The following is a 17,084-nucleotide window of genomic DNA, read 5'->3' on the forward strand; positions in this document are numbered from 1 at the left end:
GGCGCTCACGCGGTCGAGCGCCCGCCGGCACCCCGGCTCAGCTGCGGTCCAGGCAGCTGCTGAGCGATTCCTTCTGGATGCTGCACTCCTCGTCGTACTTCGCGGGATCGCAGTTGTCCTCGGCGTGGTTGCGACACTCCAGGTACGACTCCCACGCGTCGTGACAACCGGCCTCCTCGGCGGCCTCCGTATCGGCGCTGCACATCGCGAGGCAGCTCTGCTCCGTCGCGGCGTCCCCCGGGCACTCCACGGCTCGCTCGCAGAGCTCGGGGCACCCCTCCTCGCCGTGCTCGTCGCCGCAGCCCAGGGCGACGAGGGCGATCACCAGGATTGTCATCACCTTCATCGGCCCACCGTATCACGAGCGCGACGCCGCGCGCCGGCGCGGCCCAGGTCGGCGCCAGTGGGCAGCACCGAGGGCGGCGCGCCGGCTCTCTGCGGCGACCGCTCCCGGGAGGGCGCAGCTCAAGGCAGCAGCCGGGAGAGGAGGCTCCACTTCGCCGAACGACCGGACTTCATGGCGAGGACCGTGGTCACGCCGATCACCCCCGCCGTGAGGGCGATGTTGAGCGGCCCCATGACGCCGAGGAGCCGGTGCAGCGCCGCGGCCTTCGCGGGCGGGCGCGGCGCCGGCGCTTCACCCTCCTTGAGGAGGGGCACCCCGCCGTCGGGCGCCTCTTCGCGCATCTGCTGTCCGCCCAGCATGCTGGCGACGCTCGTGGCGAGCGTCGCGCCCAGGAGGATGTCCTTCAAGCGCACCAGATCGCGGGTCTCACGGTCGATTGATCGCCCCGAGATCACCGTCCGCCCGATGAACCAGGTGGCCGCGGCGGTGCCGAGCGAGATCGCGCTGACGAGGTTGTACCGCTGCCACGCGTCAGAGAGCACCTTGCCCCGCTCGGCCTCGGAATGGATGTCCTTGACCGCCTGGCGCAACGCCAGCCGGCCAAAGAGGGGGCCACCGAACCCCGCGGCCAGACCGAGCTCATGCAGCACCCATGCAGACGTCGAGAGTGTAGCCATGTCGTTCCACCTCGCCGCGACGCACAAGCAAGATCGTGCCCAGGGCTTGACTGCGCGCCAGGAACCAGGCCGTCGCAGGCGCGCCGCCTCGGCAGCGCGCCTGCGACGGCGAGGTCGGGCCCGGCGCGACCCCGACGAGAACGGCGTTTGCCGGGCGCCAGGTCACGTCGAGAGGTACGCCGGGCCGCCGCGCAGCACGGCATTCCCGCGAGCGCCGCTGAACTCTCGTCCTGCGGACGAACCACGCTCGTCGACGAGCGCGGCGGCGGCGGGGCGGAGCACGTCGGCCACGGCCTGCTGCCGCAGCCGGTGGAGCTCGCCTTCGGCGAGGAACCCGTGGGAGGTCGGGAGATCGCGGTCCGCCATGCCCGGCGCTCCGCTGCCCACCTGGTCGAGCGCGCGCGCGAAGGCCGCGGCGACGCGCTCTCGAAGGCGCGCGCCGCCCGTCGTGACGGCCCAGCGGACGAACGCCCAGGCGAGCTCCGCGTGGCGGGCCTCGTCGCGCGCGATCGCCTGGAGCGCCATGCGCACCGCCGGCGGCTCCGCCGCCTGCGCGGCGACCTCCGCTTCGATGGCCGAGAGGGTCTCTCCGACACAGCCCTCCACGACGGTCGCCAGGGTGAGGGCCTCGAGCGAGCCGAGGTCGTCGAGCGCGCCGTGCAGCGGCAGCGGGCCGACGCCCACCGGCTCCCCCGCGTACGCCGAGGCGATCGCGAGCGCGAGGCGCGCGTGCCGCACCTCGTCGAGCGCCGCGCGGTGCGCCGCTTCGAGCAGCTGGGGAGGCGCGCCCTGCGCCATCAGCGCGAGCGCGAAGCGGCCGAAGGAGGCGACCGAGGCGTGCTCGTTCTGGCCACGCTCGGCCCAGCGCCGGGCGAGCTCGCGGCGCTCCGCGGGCGCGAGCGCGCTCAGATCGGTGTCGGCGAGCGCGCGCTCGAAGCGCCGCACGTCGGTCTGCGACCACGCGCTCGGGGCGCGCGCGAGCGGCGCGACGCGGGGCTCGCCCCGGACCAGGAGGGGGCGCCCTTCACAGGAGATGGAACCGACGAGGTAGCAGCAGCTCGCCGGATCCGACGCCGTCCGGTTCGCGTAGGGGCCCTGGATCCACCCGGCCGCGCCCTCGCCCTCGGCGCTGCATGTACACGTCCCCGAGCCGGGCGGCAGGTCATCGAGGTGCGGCGCGGCCTCGGAGGCCGCAGGGCAGGCGCCGCCGACCGGCGCCGTGCAGTGCACCTCGTAGCAACACTGGCCGTAATACCCGCCGTCATGAAACGGCCCGACGCAGGTCGGATCCGGATAGGGATCGAGCGGCGCAGAGGCGTCGGGAGGATCGACCTCGCCGCCTCCGCCGGCCCCCGATGTCGCGCCTGCCGTCGAGCTCGAGCTCGGCCCCGATGTCGCGCCTGCCGTCGAGCTCGAGCTGGAGCCCGGCCCCGACGTCGCGCCTTCAGGCGAGCTCGAGCTGGAGCCGGACTCGATGTGCGTGCCGCAGCCCGACACCAGCGCAAGGCTCGCGCCCCACTGGGATGCGACCAGGATTCGAAGCAGGAAGTTTCGCATGGACGGCGACAAGCAAGGCATGTACCGGGCAAACACACGTGTTTCCGGCCGCCGGGAGAGCAGCGCCGTGCCAGCATGTGCCATCGCCCTGCCGTCCTCCACGCGGCATCGGCCGATGCTGCCGGTGGACCTTCCCTCCGGCCGCGGCCCTGGATACCGGGTCTCGATGTCACCAAAGCACCCGGACCGCCGGGCAGATCTGGAGCGGTGCGATGGTGCGTCCGTCCCGAGGAGGCCTCATGCGGATCGTTCTCGATAGCTCCGTCGCCATCGCCTCGATGAAGCCCCAAGAGCCCGGGCACGCGGACGCGCACGCCTTTCTCGAGCGCGCTCGCGCCGCCGTGGCCGCGGGCGCGGCGCGCGTGCTCGCGCCGCCCGAGCTATGGCTGGAGGTGTACGTCGCCGAGCAACGGCTCGCGATGTCGCGGCGGGCCGCGCCCGCGGCCGCGAGCCCGCTGGGAGGCCTCGAGATCGAGCTGGTCGCGCCCGAGGACGCCGGCGCCATCACGGAGTTCCTCGACCAGCTGACGAGGCGCATGCGCGGCCGCAGGCCCTTCGCCAACGCGACCGACCTCGTGTATCTGTGGGCCGCCCGCCGCGCGGATGCGACCGTGGTGACGCTCGACGAAGGGCTCCTCAAGTACCACGGTGTCGTCTGCGATGTGACAAGGCCGCAGCACGTTCGGCTCGAATCCGGATAACGCGCCGCAGCGAGCGGCGAATGCACTTCGCGACGCGCTTTGCGACAACCGCCGTCCGAGAAACGTCGAAAAACAGCATCTCTGGATGGTCACGGCGCAAGTTTACACTCCGTGCAAATGCACTTGTCGCACCCGGCGAGGGCAGCTATCCCTGAGCGTCGCAGCGGAGCGCGCGGAGCTCGCGAGCCTGGGCTGCGCGGCGAGGCGCATGCGAAGTACATCGCTTATTTCACCGGTCCTCCCGGTGAGCTTGGCCCTCTTGACCACCCTGGCTGCGCCGCAGGCCCACGCCCGCCGCGCCGGGCTCGCGGTGGAGGGGTGCAACGGCTGCCACACCGGCGGCGCGGAGCCAGATATCACCATCGACTATAGCCCCAAGAACCCGGCGGCCGGCGAGACGGTGACTCTGCAGGTGCAGATCCGGTCTGCCAACATCAACGCCGGGGGCATCTATCTCCTCACCGAGACAGGTCGGCTCTCGCCCATCAACGGTCAAGGCACCAAGCTCATCGACGAGCACCAGCTCGTCCACGACGCGCCGAAGCGGGCGAGCGGCGGGGCCGTCCGCTTCGACGCGCAGTGGATCGCGCCGGGCGCGCCGGGCGGGGTCGTCGTCCGGGTGTGGGCCCTCGCGGCCAACGGCGACAACGGCCCGCGCGGAGACGGCGCTTCGTCCGCCGACACGGCGTTTGCCTACGGATGCGCCGGGACGACGTATTACCTCGATCGCGACGCCGACGGATACGGCGACTCCAGCGTGCCCAGGGTCGATTGCACCCGGCCGGCCGATCACGCCGAGCGAGGCGGCGATTGCGACGACTACAGCGTCAACATCCATCCCGATCAGGATGAAGCCTGCAACGAGACCGACGACGACTGCGATGGAGAGATCGACGAGGAGCTCGAGATCACCACGCAGTATGAAGACGCCGACGGCGACGGCTATGGCTCGTTCTTCGGCGCGACGGTCACGGCGAAGTGCCCCCCCGAGGGGTACGCGCCGAGCTCCAACGACTGCAACGACAGGTCCCCTGACGTCCACCCGGACGCGACCGAGACATGCAATCTCGCCGACGACGACTGCGATGGCCGCATCGACGAGGGCGTGCGGGAGGTGTGCGGCGTCGGGATGTGCGCGCGCGAAGCGACCGCGTGCGCCCCCGGGTCGTGCACGCCCGGTGAGCCGAGCGCCGAGGTGTGCAACGCGCTCGACGACGACTGCGACGGCGAGGTCGACGAGGACCCAGGCCTCTGCGCGCCCGGCGAGGGCTGCCCGAGCGGCACGTGCAGCAGCGGGACGGGCGCCGGCACGGCCGTGAGCGCTGGCAGCGCGGCAAGCGCGGGAAGCGCCGGCGGCGCCGTTGCCTCCGCGGGATCCGCGGGCGGCGGCGCGCCGGACGAGGGAGGAGCGGACAGCGGCGGTTGCGCCGTCGACGCCGGCGACCACCGCGGCGGGTCTCCGTGGCGGCTGCTGACGCTCGCCTCGCCGTTCGCCCTCCTCGCGTTGCGGCGCCTCTGGAAGAGTGGCACCTTACGGTAAGCCTTCCTTCCAGGCCTGAGGTCAGCACGCATGCTCTACCGCCGCTTCGGTCGCACCGAGATCAAGATGCCTGTCCTTTCGTGCGGAGGGATGCGGTACCAGCAATCCTGGAACGACAAGGACCCCGTCTCGCCCGCGAGCCAGCGCAACCTCGAGGCGTGCATCGAGCGGGCGCTCGAGCTCGGCATCTATCATATCGAGACCGCGCGAGGGTACGGCACGAGCGAGGAGCAGCTCGGGAAGATCCTGCCGACGCTGCCGCGCGAGCGGCTCATCGTCCAGACGAAGGTCAGCCCCGAGGCGGATCCAGCGAAGTTCCTTGCGACGTTCGAGCGGTCGATGAAGCTCCTCCGCCTCGATCACGTCGACCTGTTCGCCCTCCACGGCGTCAACGACGAGACGCGCCTCTCGTGGTCGCTGCGCAAAGGTGGCTGCCTGGACGCCGCGCTCGAGCTGAAGCGGCAAGGCCGCGTGCGCGCGGTGGGGTTCTCGACGCACGCGGCGCCGCGCGTGATCACCGCCATGGTGCAGGACGGCCGCTGCGATTACGTCAACCTGCACTGGTACTACGTGAATCAGCTCGCCTGGCCTGCCATCCAGGCTGCGGCAGAGCAGGACATGGGGGTCTTCATCATCAGCCCCACCGACAAGGGGGGCAAGCTGTACGAGCCGAGCGACAAGCTCGTGCGGCTCTGCGACCCGCTCTCGCCCATCGTGTTCAACGACCTCTTCTGCCTCGCTCGCCCCGAGGTCCACACGATCAGCGTCGGGGCGGCGCGCCCGTCCGACTTCGACGAGCACATGAAGGTCTTGCCGCTGCTCGACCGCGAGGGCGCCGCGCAGGCCGCGCTGGCGCCGATCCTGCGCAGGATCGACGAAGAGCTCGAGCGGGTGCTCGGCCGCGCGTGGCGCGACACATGGCACGTCGGCCTCCCCGACTGGGAAGCCGTCCCCGGGCACGTCAACATCCGCGAGATCCTGCGGCTGTACAACTTCGCCCGCGCGCTCGACATGACGGCTTACGGCAAGATGCGGTACAACCTCCTCGGCAGCGGCGACCACTGGTTCCCTGGGAACCGCGCCGATCGCGTGCGGGAGCTCGACCTCGCGCAGGCCCTCGCGGGCGCGCCGCAGCGGCACCGCATCCCCGAGGTGCTGGCGGAGGCGCACGCGCTGCTCGCAGGGCAAGAGGTGAGGCGCCTCGGCAAACACTGAGTCTGGGCCTCGCGCCGGCCCGGCGAGCGGCGCCTCGGCGGGTGAGCCGGGCGCGCGCCGCTGTCGGTCACGGAGGCGCGCAGACGTCCAGGCGGGCTCCTCGCCAGCCCCACAGAGCCACCAGCATGCCGAGGTGCGCTGCCGCGTAGAGGGCGAGCATCGCCCGCAATGTCAGCGAGGCATCGAGGAGCAGCGGAAGCGCTACGCCTGCCCAGCCGATCACGAGGAGCCCCGAGATCGTCAGCGGCCCGCGCGTCCACGGCTCGCCTCGCCGCAGCCCGCGGGCGGCGAGCACATCGAGCGCGCCTGCGGTCCACTGGGCGAGGCTGATGAAGGCGAGATGAGCAGCCCGATCCGCGTGCGGAATATCGCCCTTCTTCGCGACGCCGGCAAGGACGCAGGCCGCGTGCGCGGTGCCGCCCAGGAGCAGCACGATGCCCGTCACGAGAGCGAAAGACGCCAGCGCGGGACGTGGAGACATGCCGCCCAGGGTACCCGAGGAGCGAACCCCCGCGCTGCGAAAGCGGAGACGGCGGACAGCGCACGGTTCTTGCCGCCTCCTGCCCTTGTTCGACATCCTCCCTGGTGGGTCAGGGACAGTCGTTCCAAGGAGGTCTCTCATGCGCATTCACGGTACAGGGACGATGGCGCTCCTCTGCGCGCTCGCGTTCGCCGCAGCGGCGGGCTGCAATTCGGGCGGAGGGGACAGCGGAAGCGGCGGTGCGAACGCGGGCAGCGGCGGCGCGGGCGCTGGCACCGGCGGCTCGGGCGCTGGCACCGGCGGAGCGGGCGCCGGCACCGGCGGCGCGGGGGATGGCAGCGGCGGAGCGGGCGCCGGCACCGGCGGTACGGGGGATGGCAGCGGCGGCGCAGGCGCTGGCACCGGCGGCGGGGCGGAGGAGCTGAGGTGGTATCTCACGTGCGGCGATCCGGTATGCAGCGGGCACCGGCCCCGCGACGGGGTGAAGCCATGCACCGACGAGAAGGAGGGGGAGCCGTGCGCCGCGCCGGACGCGACGTGCGATCCCGCGAACGATTGCAACGCCCAGCTGCTCTGCACGAGCGACGATCCGAGGCAGCGGCCGGAGGGTTGCCCGAGATCCCGCGCCCGGTACAAGCACGATATCCAGTACCTGCAGGAGACCGAGCTCGCGCGCGTGCGCGATGAGCTCGTCGCCACGCCGCTCGCGACCTGGCGTTACAACCACGAGGGCGAGCACGGCCGCGAGCGTCTCGGGTTCATCATCGACGACAATCCGGCGAGCCCGGCGGTCGCGAGCGACGGCGACCACGTCGACCTGTACGGGTACACGAGCATGGCCGTGGCAGCGATCCAGATGCAGCAGAAGCAGATCGCCGCCCTCGAGCGTGAGCTCGCGGCGCTCCGCAAGGAGCTCGACTCGGCGCGGCAAGCGGCGCGCCCGCCGGCGTCCAGGGCGGCCGGTCGAGCCACACGATAGAAACACGGTAGAGCAGCCGCAGGCGTCGCGCTCCGGGGTCACTCGTCTTCGAAGGCGTGCCGCCGGAGCTCCGCGTCGATCCGCACCACCGACCGGGCATGCGCGCGGCGCGCGTCGGCGAACAGGGCCGGATGAGCGCAGGCCGCGAGGATCTCGAGCGACTCCACGATGCGGGGACCAGGGCGATTGAAGAACGCGTTGCCGTCAGCAAGGTACACGCGGCCCTGCGCCACGGCCCGGTACGTCCCCCAGGGCAGCACACGGGGGAGGAGCTCGAGTTCATCGAGCGTGCGCTCGAGGGTGAAGCCGCACGGCTTGATCATCACCACGTCGGGATCGAGCGCGGCGAGCGCAGCCGGCGAGAGCGTGGGCGCGTGCTCGCCGGGTCGCGTCACGAGGGGTTCCCCGCCCGCGAGGGTGATGAGCTCCGGCATCCACGTGCCGCCGATCATGACAGGCTCGATCCACTCGACCGCGAGCACGCGCGGCCTGCCCGGCGCCACGGCCGCGCGCGCGGCGACGGCGGCGACGCGCGCGCGCAGCCGCTCGACGAGCGCCTCGCCGCCCGCCGCGCGGCCGATCCCCTCCGCGACGCGGCGAATGTCGGCCCAGATGTCGTCGAGCCGCGTCGGGTGCAGGTTGATGATGCGCACGTCCTGCCGCGCAAGGCGGGCGACGGCCGCGCGGACGTCATCGAACGAGACCGCGCAGACGTCGCAGAGGTCCTGCGTCACGATCACGTCCGGCCGCGCCTCCCGGAGGGCGTCCATGTCGATGTCGTAGACCGCGAGCGCGTCCCGGAGGACGTCGCGGACCGCGGCGTCGATCTCCCGGCTGGAGCGCGCCGGCCTGAGCCGGGGGCGCGTGAGCACCGGGAGGCCGGTCAGGCCCTCGGGGAAGTCGCACTCGTGAGAGACACCGACGAGCTCGCTCTGCGCGCCCAGCGCGCAGACGATCTCGGTCGCGGACGGCAGCAGGGAGGCGATGCGCATGCGCGGTATTCTATCTCCTTGCGATCCACGTGGGGCGCGATGCGCACACGGCTCGTGGTGGACACAATGCTCGTGAAGACAGGAGGTCCCCATGAGACTGCAAGGCAAGATCGCGCTGGTCACAGGGAGCAGCCGGGGCATCGGCCGCAGCATCGCTGTCCGGTTCGCCCGGGAAGGCGCCGACGTGGCGCTCACGTACCACAAAAGCAAAGAGGGCGCCGAGGAAGCCCTCGCAGAGGTCGAGGCCGCAGGAAGGCGAGGTCATCTGTTCGCCGTCGACGTCGCCTCCGTCCAGAGCGTGCAGGGGCTCATCCAGGAGGCCATCGAGCGCTTCGGCCGGCTGGACGTGCTGGTCAACAATGCCGGGCTGGAGAAGCGAGCGCCGTTCTGGGAGGTGACCGAGGAGGACTACGATGCGGTCATGAACACCAACCTCAAAGCGGTGTTCTTCGGGAGCCAGGCGATGGTCCGTCACCTGCGCGAGGCGGGGCGGCCCGGCAAGATCATCAACATCAGCTCGGTCCACGAGGATCTCCCGTTTCCCCACTTCGCGTCGTACTGCGCCAGCAAGGGCGGTGTCCGCATGCTCACGCGCACGCTCGCCGTGGAGCTGCGCAGCACCGGGATCACCGTGAATGCCATCGCGCCGGGCGCGATCGAGACGGAGATCAACGCCGCTCTGCTCAAGGATCGCGACAAGCTGAGCGCGCTGCTCGAGCAGATCCCGCTGGGCCGCCTGGGAAAGCCGGAGGACGTGGCCGGGCTCGCCGTGTTCCTCGCCTCGGCAGACGCCGATTACGTGACCGGCTCGACGTACTTCGTCGATGGCGGGCTGACGTGGAACTACGAGGAGCAGTAGGCGGGGCACGGCCTTTCGCCGAGAAGCGGCGTCGTTGGACAGCCTGAGCCGAGAAAAGTTTCCGACAGAATGCAATGCAGCGCGGCCGAGACCGGCGCCGGCGACCTGCCGCTGCGATGCCTCGGCGCGGAACATCTTTTGCGCATACGTAGCCCGCGTGACCCGCGTAACCCGCGTGGCCCGCCACGACACATCGCATTTTTGCGTCACGCGGCCAGCTCCTTGTGGCACCATGCGCGCATGACGGAGCTCAAGACCTATACAGGTGGCTGTCACTGCGGGAAGGTTCGCTACGAGGTCAAGGTGGACCTGAGCAGTCCCGTGATCATGTGCAACTGCTCGCGCTGTTCGAAGCTGGGCGCGATGCTGGCCTTCGCGCCGGTGGACCAGCTCACGCTCAAGCAGGGCGGCGACGTTCTCACCGACTATCAGTTCAACAAGAAGGTCATTCACCATGTGTTCTGCTCGGTCTGCGGCGTCGAGTCGTTCGCGCGGGGAGTCGCTCCCAACGGACAGGAGATGTGCGCCATCAACGTCCGCTGTCTGGACGACGTCGATATCGACGCGCTCAAGACCATGAAAGTCGACGGGAAGAGCCTGTAGTCGCGCCCCGGCTGGCCGGGTCCGCGGCGGCCGCGGCCAGCGCACCGGGCCACGGGCCGGAGGGCGGTGCCGCGGCCGACCACCGCCGGCCCCGCGCCCGCGCTCGCGCACCCCCCGCTCGCGCCCCTGGCCAATCCGCAGGCGCGAGCCCGGGCGACACGGGTAGACTGGGCGCCCGATGTCGATCGAACGAGCAAGCGCGCTCCTGGCCTCGGCCCGCTCAGCCCTCTTCATCACCGGCGCGGGGGTCTCCGCGGCCTCTGGCATCCCCACCTACCGCGGGATCGGAGGGCTCTACGGCGAGAAGGCGACCGACGAGGGGCTCGCCATCGAGGAGGCGCTCTCGGGCGAGATGTTCCAGCGGCGCCCCGAGGTCACGTGGAAGTACGTCCACCAGATCGAGCGCGCGTGCCGCGGCGCGCGGCTCAACGCAGCGCACGCGGCGATCGCCCGGATCGAGCGCCGCCTCGCGCGCTGCTGGGTGCTCACCCAGAACGTCGACGGGTTTCACCGCGGCGCAGGCTCCACGAACGTCATCGACATCCACGGAGATCTCCACCGCATCCTCTGCACGCGCTGCCCCTACGAGGCGCACGTCGACGATTACGCGGAGCTCGCCCCGTGCCCGCGCTGCCCGGCATGCGCCGCGGTGCTCAGGCCCGATGTCGTCCTCTTCGGGGAGATGCTCCCCCTGGAGAAGGTCGAGATCCTCCGGCGGGAGCTCGCGCGGGGCTTCGACGTGGTCGTCTCGATCGGGACATCGAGCCTGTTCCCCTACATCACGAGGCCGGTCCTGGAGGCCGCGCACTCCGGGATTCCGACCATCGAGATCAACCCGGCGCTCACCGCGATCTCCTCCGCCGTTTCGGTGCGGCTCCCGATGCTCGCTGTCGAGGCGCTGGAGGGGATTCTGTCCCGCATCGAGCCCGCCAGCTGACCTTTTCCGCGCGCTGCATGGCAGCTGCTCGGCCTGCCACCAGGCGACGGCAAGGGCCGCATTGTTCAGCTGGGATTGCCCGTCGAGTCGATGTTTCGCCCGAACTCGTCCCTGGTTCGTGGAACGACCCGGCCGGTGGCTGAGGTCACTCGGCCGGCTCCTCGTCCCCCAGCCGGTCGAGCTCGCCCCAGAGCTCATCCAGGTCGACCACCAGCCCGTCGCACCCTGGCACCGCCTCGACGCGCCCGCTCGCGGCCCCCTGCGCCCACACGTAGCGCCCGTCCGGGCCGAGCTCGTAGATCTCCAGCATCCTCGTCGCCGGATCGAGCAGCCAGTACCAGCGCACGCCGAACGCCGCATACTCGCGCAGCTTCTCGATGCGGTCGCGGTGGACATCGCGCGGCCGCGGCGAGACCACCTCGATCATCACGTCCGGCGGGCGCCGCATGGGCCCGCGCCGCGGCGGGGGCCTCTGCCCGGGCAGCACCATGGAGACGTCCGGCTTGCGCCCGCTGCCCTTGCAGAGGAGGTACTTGAGCTCCGAGCCGGCCACGAAGCCGCCGCGGGCCGCCGCCCACGCGCCGAGCACCCGGATGAGCCACATGACGGCGGTCTCGTGGATCCAGTCCGGCACCTCTTCCTCCACGAGCACGCCGCCGACGAGCTCGCCCGGCTCGTCCTCGGCGAGCTCCAGCCACGCCTCATCGCTGAGGCGGTCCGAGCTGTCCCGAGCAACGGCGGCGCCAGCCATCACGGCTTGTGAGGATAGCACGCTTCCACCCCACGGCGCCGCCCTGCTCCCTGGCCGCCCGCACAGCGGCGAGCGCCTCGCGGAGATCGAGAATGCGCCCGGCGCCTCTCGAGGCGCACAGCTCAATCGCTCGCGGAGGGCGCGAGCGGCACCTTGAGGTAGACGCGATCGACGTCGATGACGACGCCGACCGACTCGAGCTCGAGCTGCGTGCCGGGACCCAGGATGGACAGCAGCCACCGGCCGTCCGGCTGCCGCTGGAAGTGCTCGATGCGCACCTCCTTCTGGGAGACGAGCACATACTCCGCGATCGAGGGGACGCTCCGGTACTGCGCGAACTTGTCGCCGCGATCGTAGGCCTCCGACGAATCGGAGAGCACCTCGACGATGACGTTCGGGTTGAGGAGCGTGTCGATCTCCGCGTCCTCGAACACGGGATCGCCACAGACGACGGACGCATCGGGAACCACGTAGCGCCCCGTGGGCGTGATCTTGACGCGCATGTCGGAGGTGTGGACCTCGCAGGCGCGCTCGAGCAGCGCATTGCCAAGCTCGCGTTGGAGGTTCCCGGCCAGCAGGCTGTGCGCCCGGGTGCAGCCCGACATCGCGAAGATCTCGCCGTTCGCGTACTCGTGCTTCTGCTCGGAAGCCCGCTCGAACGCGAGGTACTCCGCGGGCGAGAGGCCGGTGCGCCTGGCAGGATGTCCCATCTGATCTGACGGACAGCTTAGGGTATCCGCCCCCCGGGGGCGAGGCGCCCCGCCTGCCGCCCGCAACGCGCCCCCGGCGCGCCCTCCCCTACCCCCCTACGCCCCCTATCCTGATTCCGCCGCCGCCCCCGGCGGCGCGGCCGGCTCGGCCTTCTTCGGCTGCTTCTTCCGGCGGCTCTCCAGCCACGCCCTGCGCTTCTCCACCCACTTGGCGAGATCCTTCGCCAGCCAGCCGCCCTTCTGCCGCCCCACGATCTCCCGCAGCAGCAGCGCGGCCTGGCCGTGGCCGATGCGCATCGCGAACAGGTCGTCCATCACGATCTTCGCCCACCGCGTCCGGCGCACCGAGTCCATGTGATCGACGAACTGCTCTACCCGGAGCAGCACCTTCGTCCCGACCCCCGTCTTGCCCGTCACCACGAGCGCCGCCGTCTTCTCCTTGTCGAGCGCCTCGAGCCTGCGGATCGCCCCGTCGATCAGGTTCGCGTGCTCCGCCCACCCGGCGCCGCCCTGCTCCTTCGCCGCGCGCGTCGCGGCGAGCGCCTCGCGCAGATCGATCAGGCCGAAATCCGAGTACGAGAGGAAGAACGTCAGCACCTCGCGCCGCGCCGACGCGTTGCTCTGCATCCGCTCGATCGCGGTCCTCACGCGATCCATCGAGAGCCACCGGTAGACGAAGTCGAGCCCGGTCCCCTTGATGTTCTGCGACCCCATCAGCCGCGCGTCGAACCCCGGCGGGATCTCGCGCGTGATGAAGTCGATCACCTTGTCGCCCTTCGCGTCGGCGTTCCACAGCACCGCGATGCGATCGAGGCACAGCTCGCGGAACGCCGCGCGGAACGCCTGGTTGGCCTCGGCGTCCGCGCCCCGCGACAGCGCCGCCTCCACCTCCGCGCGCGCCTTGTCGCGGCGGGCGAGCCGCCGCGACAGCCGCGCCGCGTGGTGGACGATGTCCGGGCGGATGTCGTCCTCGCCCGCCGGCGGCGCGTGCGCCTCCAGCGCCTGCTTCACCGCCGCCTCGATCGCCTCGGGCTCCCCCTTCTTCCCCGCGACCCCGGGGCCGCCCACGATCGCCGCCGCCGCGGCCTCGTCGATCGCGGGCAGCGCGCGCAGCATCCGGGTGAGATCCTCCTCGAAGGCGCCCACCCGCGCCGGGACGCCCAGCTTCTTCATCTGCTCGTCGAAGCGCTCGAGCGCGCGCTCCTTGCCCCCGTCGCCCGTGATCACCATGTCCCGGAGCCGCGCGTCGAGCCCCTCGGTGATGAACTGCATCATCCCGCCGAGGTTCGAGTTGATCAGCACCACGTGATCGACCCCGATGTCCTCCACGATGATCTGCGCGAACACGCGCGACCGCGCGACCCGGTCCGCGCGGTTGTTCACCACCATCACCGTCGCCTTGCCGGGCGTCGCGTCCATGTCGTGCTTGTCGAACGCGAGCCGCGTCCAGTTCGACATGAACCCGGCGCGCTCGTTCGCGCTCATCCCGTTCGAGAACGTGAGCTTCCGCCCCCGGTACTGCACCGTCGGGTACGTCTTCAGGACGCCGAGATCGAGGATCACGTGATCCGCGATCTCGACAAGCGCGAACTCGCGATCGACGCCGAAATGGTCCGCGAGCGCCAGCACCAGCGCCACGTTGCGCGGGTGCTCCTGGTACGGGAGCCGATCGAGGAGATCGACCGGCAGGAGGTCCGCGTCGATCGGCGGGATCGCGACGAGGTTCGTCCCCTTCCGCTGCGCCTGGTCCTTGAGCAGCGGGAGCATCTGCTCCTCCGTCGTGAACGACAGCCCGTCCGTGGGCATGAAGCGCGCGATCACCCGGGCGACGTCCTCGCCCCCCGGGCCCTGGATGTCCTCGTGATCCGGGTAGGCGTTCGTCAGGGTCGTGATCTCGTCGCGCATCCACTCGGAGCAGAGCGTGTCCACGAAGAGCGGCTGGAGCGCCATGCACTCCCACAGGAACACCTGGGCGCGGAGGTTGCGCCCGGCCGTGAGGATGTTCCGCTGCTCCCAGATCGTGGCCTTGTCGTACGGGCGGTAGATGAAGATCTCCTGGGCCGGCAGGTCGCGCATGGCGTGGATGAACATCGCCTCGCAGCCGGTCGTCTTCACGACGACGTCGTAGCGGAGCGCGTGGAACAGCGCGGCCTTGAGCCGCTCCGAGCCGCTCTTGCCGCGCGTCCCCCAGCCGCCGATCGTGAGCGGGATGCCCCGGCGGGCGCGCTCGATCTGCGCCGCGATCCACGCGGCCCGCAGCACCATGTACGCGAGGACGAGGAACACGATCCACGCGAGCTGCGTCGGGACGTTGCCCGCCGGCGAGACGAGGTACGAGAAGAAGCCGTCGACCCAGACGGGCACCGACGGGCCGGCGAGCCAGTCGCGGCCGCTCTGGAGCAAAGGCGGCAGCGCGACCGCGAGGTACTTGCCCGGCAGGTGCGGCTCGATCGCGTACGGGCGGCCCTCGACCTCGCCGCCGGTGTCGCCGAGCGCGACCGTGAAGCCGAGCTCGCCCGTCATCAGCGTGAACTTCTTCTGCTCGGCCGGCTCCTGCGCCACGAGCGCGCGCATGCGGGCCTGGGCGTAGCGGTCGTAGCGCAGCGTGAGCAGGGCGCGGGCGCGCAGTCGGTGCGCGAGCTTGGCCGGGCCGCGCACCGTGACCGTGCCGCGCGCCGTGATGAGGCGGATCTCACGCTGGCTCAGGCTGGCGGCGGCGAGCAGGTCGTCGATGCGCGGGACGAACTGCCCCCAGCCGCCGACGGGCGGGTAGACGTGGCGCTCTCCCGGCACGCGCGTCGGCGTGACCTCCGCCATGCCGACCGGCGGCGCGACGAGCTCGCCCGCGAACAGGCGGCCGCTCGTGTGGATCCACCCCTTGCGCTTGTCCGGCATCGGCGTGCGCATCTCGTGGATGAGCCGCCAGAGGCGGAAGCCGCGCGGCTCGCCGCGCGTGAGCAGGTACCGTCCCCGGCCGCGGCGCCGCAGCGTGTACGTCATGTCGCCGCGCGACGCGACGACGAGCGCGCGCTCGACGTCCCTGGGCTCGGCGTCGGCCGGGAGCTCGACCGGCGCGCTCTCGCCCTCCAGGAGCTCCGACGCCGCGGCGAGGAGCGCCTGGCGGATGTGCTCGGCGACCGGGCGGCTCTCGACCTCGAGCAGCCGCAGCGCGGCGGCGGCGTCGTCCGACAGGTCCGGCGAGATCGCCGGGCGGCTCGCGAACTCGGCGAGCAGCTCGACGAAGGTCCCCGGCGGCAGCGGGGCGTAGGGCCCGGCGCAGAGCGTGCGCACCGCCTCGAGGGCCGCGCGGGACGCGAGCGGCGGGCCTGGCTTCGCCAGGGCGAACCGGACGGCGCGCTCGGCGAACGGGGCGGCGTCCGCGTGGTCGGCCGCGTGCCGCGAGAGCTCCCGCAGCGCGTACCCGCGGACGCGGGGCGACCCGTCGCCCTCGGCGAGCTCGACGAGCGCCGTGAGGGCCTCCGCGCCGCCGAGCTCGACGAGCTGGCGCACGAGCTCTTGGCGGACGTGCTCGCTCGGGTCGTCGCGGGCGAGCAGCGCGATGGCGAGCGGGTCCGCGCTCGCGGGCGCCACACGGGCAGGCGGCGCGCCGGCGGCGGGATCGGCGCTGAGCCGGGGCGCCGAGTCGGGCGCGGGCGTGTCGGGCGGCCCTTCGCCCTCGCCGCCGCCTCCAGAGGCGGCGGCGGCCTCCGGCGCGATGCTCGACCGGCTGGCGCGGCTGGCCTGCGCGCCGTTCCAGCGGCGCGGGTCCCGCGGGGCGCCGGCGAGGCGCGCCGCGCGGTCGAGCGGGATCACCGGGGCGGACGGGCGCGCCGCCGCGCCGAGGAGGCGCAGGGCGTTGCGGCGGAGGATGGGGCCGTCCTTGTCGGCGGCGTCGCGCGCGCGGAGGCGCTCGGCCAGCAGGGAGAACGCCTCGTCGGGGAACAGGAGGACGCCGATCTCGAGGGCGGCGATCTGCACCCAGCGGGACGCGTTGACCCCGCGCGACCACGCCAGCACGGAGCGGGCCGCGTCGAGCCCGAGGTGGCCGAGCCGCTCGCGCGCCGGGAGGCGGTGCAGGAGGGCGACGGCGGCGAGCAGCGCGGCCCGGCGGACGGGCGCGGGGCGGCTCGGCTCGGCGTGCGCCATGGCGAGCCGGAGGACGCCGCCGTCGCGGGCGACGTGCACCGCGTCGGACGGGTCGTCGAGGTGCTGCGCGAGGTGGGTGAGGGCGTGGTAGGCGACCTCGATCTCGTCGAGGCGGTCGGCGATGGCGGTGGCGAAGCGCTCCTGGGCCGCCTCGAGGTCGAGGTTGCGGCCGAGCGCCGAGAGGTCGCCGGCCCGCTCGAAGCGCGCGGCGACCCAGCCGAGCAGGGAGGCGGCGCCGCTCCTCTCGCGCTGCTCGCGCTCTCGCGCCCAGACGCGGAGCTGCCGGGCGAGGAGCTCGCGCCGCTCGGCGGGGGTGGCGGCCGACTGGTAGGCGAGCACGAGCGCGGACTCGGCGCTGCGCAGCCGGTCGACCTCGGCGGCCGCGCCGTCGGCGCACCGGGCGAGCGCGGCGAGCAGCGCGGGCCTCGGGTGCTCCTCGTCGCCCAGGTCGGCCGTGACGCGCGCGACGACGGCGGCGATGGCGCGCGGGCGCAGGCGCACCTCGATCTGGGGGAGGCTGTCCTCGATGACCTCCGCGATCGGTCGCGGCGCGGCGGTCCAGGAGTCAGGCGACTCGCGCGAGCTCACGG

General features: G+C 72.1%; 15 protein-coding genes. 7 read left to right on the forward strand and 8 right to left on the reverse strand.

Going from position 1 to position 17,084, the window contains the following annotated elements; all coding sequences use genetic code 11:
• Positions 1–37: 37 nt before the first annotated feature.
• The 3 genes from WME95_RS40425 to WME95_RS40435 all read right to left on the reverse strand — a co-directional run bounded on the left by WME95_RS40425 (position 38) and on the right by WME95_RS40435 (position 2,580).
• Positions 38–346, reverse strand: coding sequence for a hypothetical protein (locus WME95_RS40425; protein ID WP_437904595.1), 309 nt, complete (start codon positions 344–346; stop codon positions 38–40).
• A 119-nt stretch (positions 347–465) separates the two neighbouring features.
• Positions 466–1,023, reverse strand: coding sequence for a hypothetical protein (locus WME95_RS40430; RefSeq protein WP_437545418.1), 558 nt, complete (start codon positions 1,021–1,023; stop codon positions 466–468).
• A gap of 162 nt (positions 1,024–1,185) precedes the next feature.
• Positions 1,186–2,580: a hypothetical protein gene (locus tag WME95_RS40435; RefSeq protein ID WP_437904596.1), complete on the reverse strand. Its 1,395-nt coding sequence runs from the start codon at positions 2,578–2,580 to the stop codon at positions 1,186–1,188.
• A gap of 239 nt (positions 2,581–2,819) precedes the next feature.
• On the opposite strand from WME95_RS40435, the gene WME95_RS40440 reads away from it, so the two are divergent.
• The 3 genes from WME95_RS40440 to WME95_RS40450 all read left to right on the forward strand — a co-directional run bounded on the left by WME95_RS40440 (position 2,820) and on the right by WME95_RS40450 (position 6,036).
• Positions 2,820–3,281, forward strand: a complete 462-nt coding sequence (locus tag WME95_RS40440; RefSeq protein WP_437904597.1) for a PIN domain-containing protein — start codon at positions 2,820–2,822, stop codon at positions 3,279–3,281.
• 259 nt (positions 3,282–3,540) lie between these two features.
• Positions 3,541–4,821, forward strand: coding sequence for a putative metal-binding motif-containing protein (locus WME95_RS40445; protein ID WP_437904598.1), 1,281 nt, complete (start codon positions 3,541–3,543; stop codon positions 4,819–4,821).
• Between the two features lie 30 nt (positions 4,822–4,851).
• Positions 4,852–6,036: an aldo/keto reductase gene (locus WME95_RS40450; RefSeq protein WP_437904599.1), complete on the forward strand. Its 1,185-nt coding sequence runs from the start codon at positions 4,852–4,854 to the stop codon at positions 6,034–6,036.
• 67 nt (positions 6,037–6,103) lie between these two features.
• Here the strand turns inward: WME95_RS40450 and WME95_RS40455 are convergent, their stop codons facing one another.
• Positions 6,104–6,517, reverse strand: a complete 414-nt coding sequence (locus tag WME95_RS40455; RefSeq protein WP_437904600.1) for a hypothetical protein — start codon at positions 6,515–6,517, stop codon at positions 6,104–6,106.
• Between the two features lie 139 nt (positions 6,518–6,656).
• On the opposite strand from WME95_RS40455, the gene WME95_RS40460 reads away from it, so the two are divergent.
• The gene (locus tag WME95_RS40460; RefSeq protein ID WP_437904601.1) at positions 6,657–7,496 is read left to right on the forward strand and encodes a hypothetical protein; all 840 of its coding nucleotides are present in this window, start codon (positions 6,657–6,659) and stop codon (positions 7,494–7,496) included.
• A 38-nt stretch (positions 7,497–7,534) separates the two neighbouring features.
• Here the strand turns inward: WME95_RS40460 and WME95_RS40465 are convergent, their stop codons facing one another.
• On the reverse strand, positions 7,535–8,488 hold the full coding sequence (locus tag WME95_RS40465) for an ABC transporter substrate-binding protein (RefSeq protein WP_437904602.1): 954 nt from the start codon (positions 8,486–8,488) through the stop codon (positions 7,535–7,537).
• A gap of 91 nt (positions 8,489–8,579) precedes the next feature.
• Between WME95_RS40465 and WME95_RS40470 the strand changes: the two genes are divergently transcribed.
• The 3 genes from WME95_RS40470 to WME95_RS40480 all read left to right on the forward strand — a co-directional run bounded on the left by WME95_RS40470 (position 8,580) and on the right by WME95_RS40480 (position 10,887).
• Complete coding sequence (locus tag WME95_RS40470) at positions 8,580–9,347, forward strand: SDR family NAD(P)-dependent oxidoreductase (protein WP_437904603.1); 768 nt, start codon at positions 8,580–8,582, stop codon at positions 9,345–9,347.
• Positions 9,348–9,587: 240 nt separating this feature from the next.
• Entirely contained in the window at positions 9,588–9,950 is a 363-nt protein-coding gene (locus WME95_RS40475; protein ID WP_437904604.1) for a GFA family protein, read from the forward strand.
• 178 nt (positions 9,951–10,128) lie between these two features.
• Positions 10,129–10,887 (forward strand): NAD-dependent deacylase, encoded by a 759-nt coding sequence (locus tag WME95_RS40480; protein WP_437904605.1) that lies wholly within the window; start codon positions 10,129–10,131, stop codon positions 10,885–10,887.
• A 145-nt stretch (positions 10,888–11,032) separates the two neighbouring features.
• On the opposite strand, the gene WME95_RS40485 is transcribed toward WME95_RS40480, so the two are convergent.
• The 3 genes from WME95_RS40485 to WME95_RS40495 all read right to left on the reverse strand — a co-directional run bounded on the left by WME95_RS40485 (position 11,033) and on the right by WME95_RS40495 (position 17,082).
• The gene (locus tag WME95_RS40485; protein ID WP_437904606.1) at positions 11,033–11,638 is read right to left on the reverse strand and encodes a Uma2 family endonuclease; all 606 of its coding nucleotides are present in this window, start codon (positions 11,636–11,638) and stop codon (positions 11,033–11,035) included.
• A 122-nt stretch (positions 11,639–11,760) separates the two neighbouring features.
• Complete coding sequence (locus WME95_RS40490) at positions 11,761–12,348, reverse strand: Uma2 family endonuclease (RefSeq protein WP_437904607.1); 588 nt, start codon at positions 12,346–12,348, stop codon at positions 11,761–11,763.
• Between the two features lie 105 nt (positions 12,349–12,453).
• Positions 12,454–17,082, reverse strand: coding sequence for a capsule biosynthesis protein CapB (locus tag WME95_RS40495; protein ID WP_437904608.1), 4,629 nt, complete (start codon positions 17,080–17,082; stop codon positions 12,454–12,456).
• Positions 17,083–17,084 lie beyond the last annotated feature (2 nt).

This window comes from Sorangium sp. So ce327, assembly GCF_051530205.1.
GTDB lineage: Bacteria > Myxococcota_A > Polyangia > Polyangiales > Polyangiaceae > Sorangium > Sorangium cellulosum_B.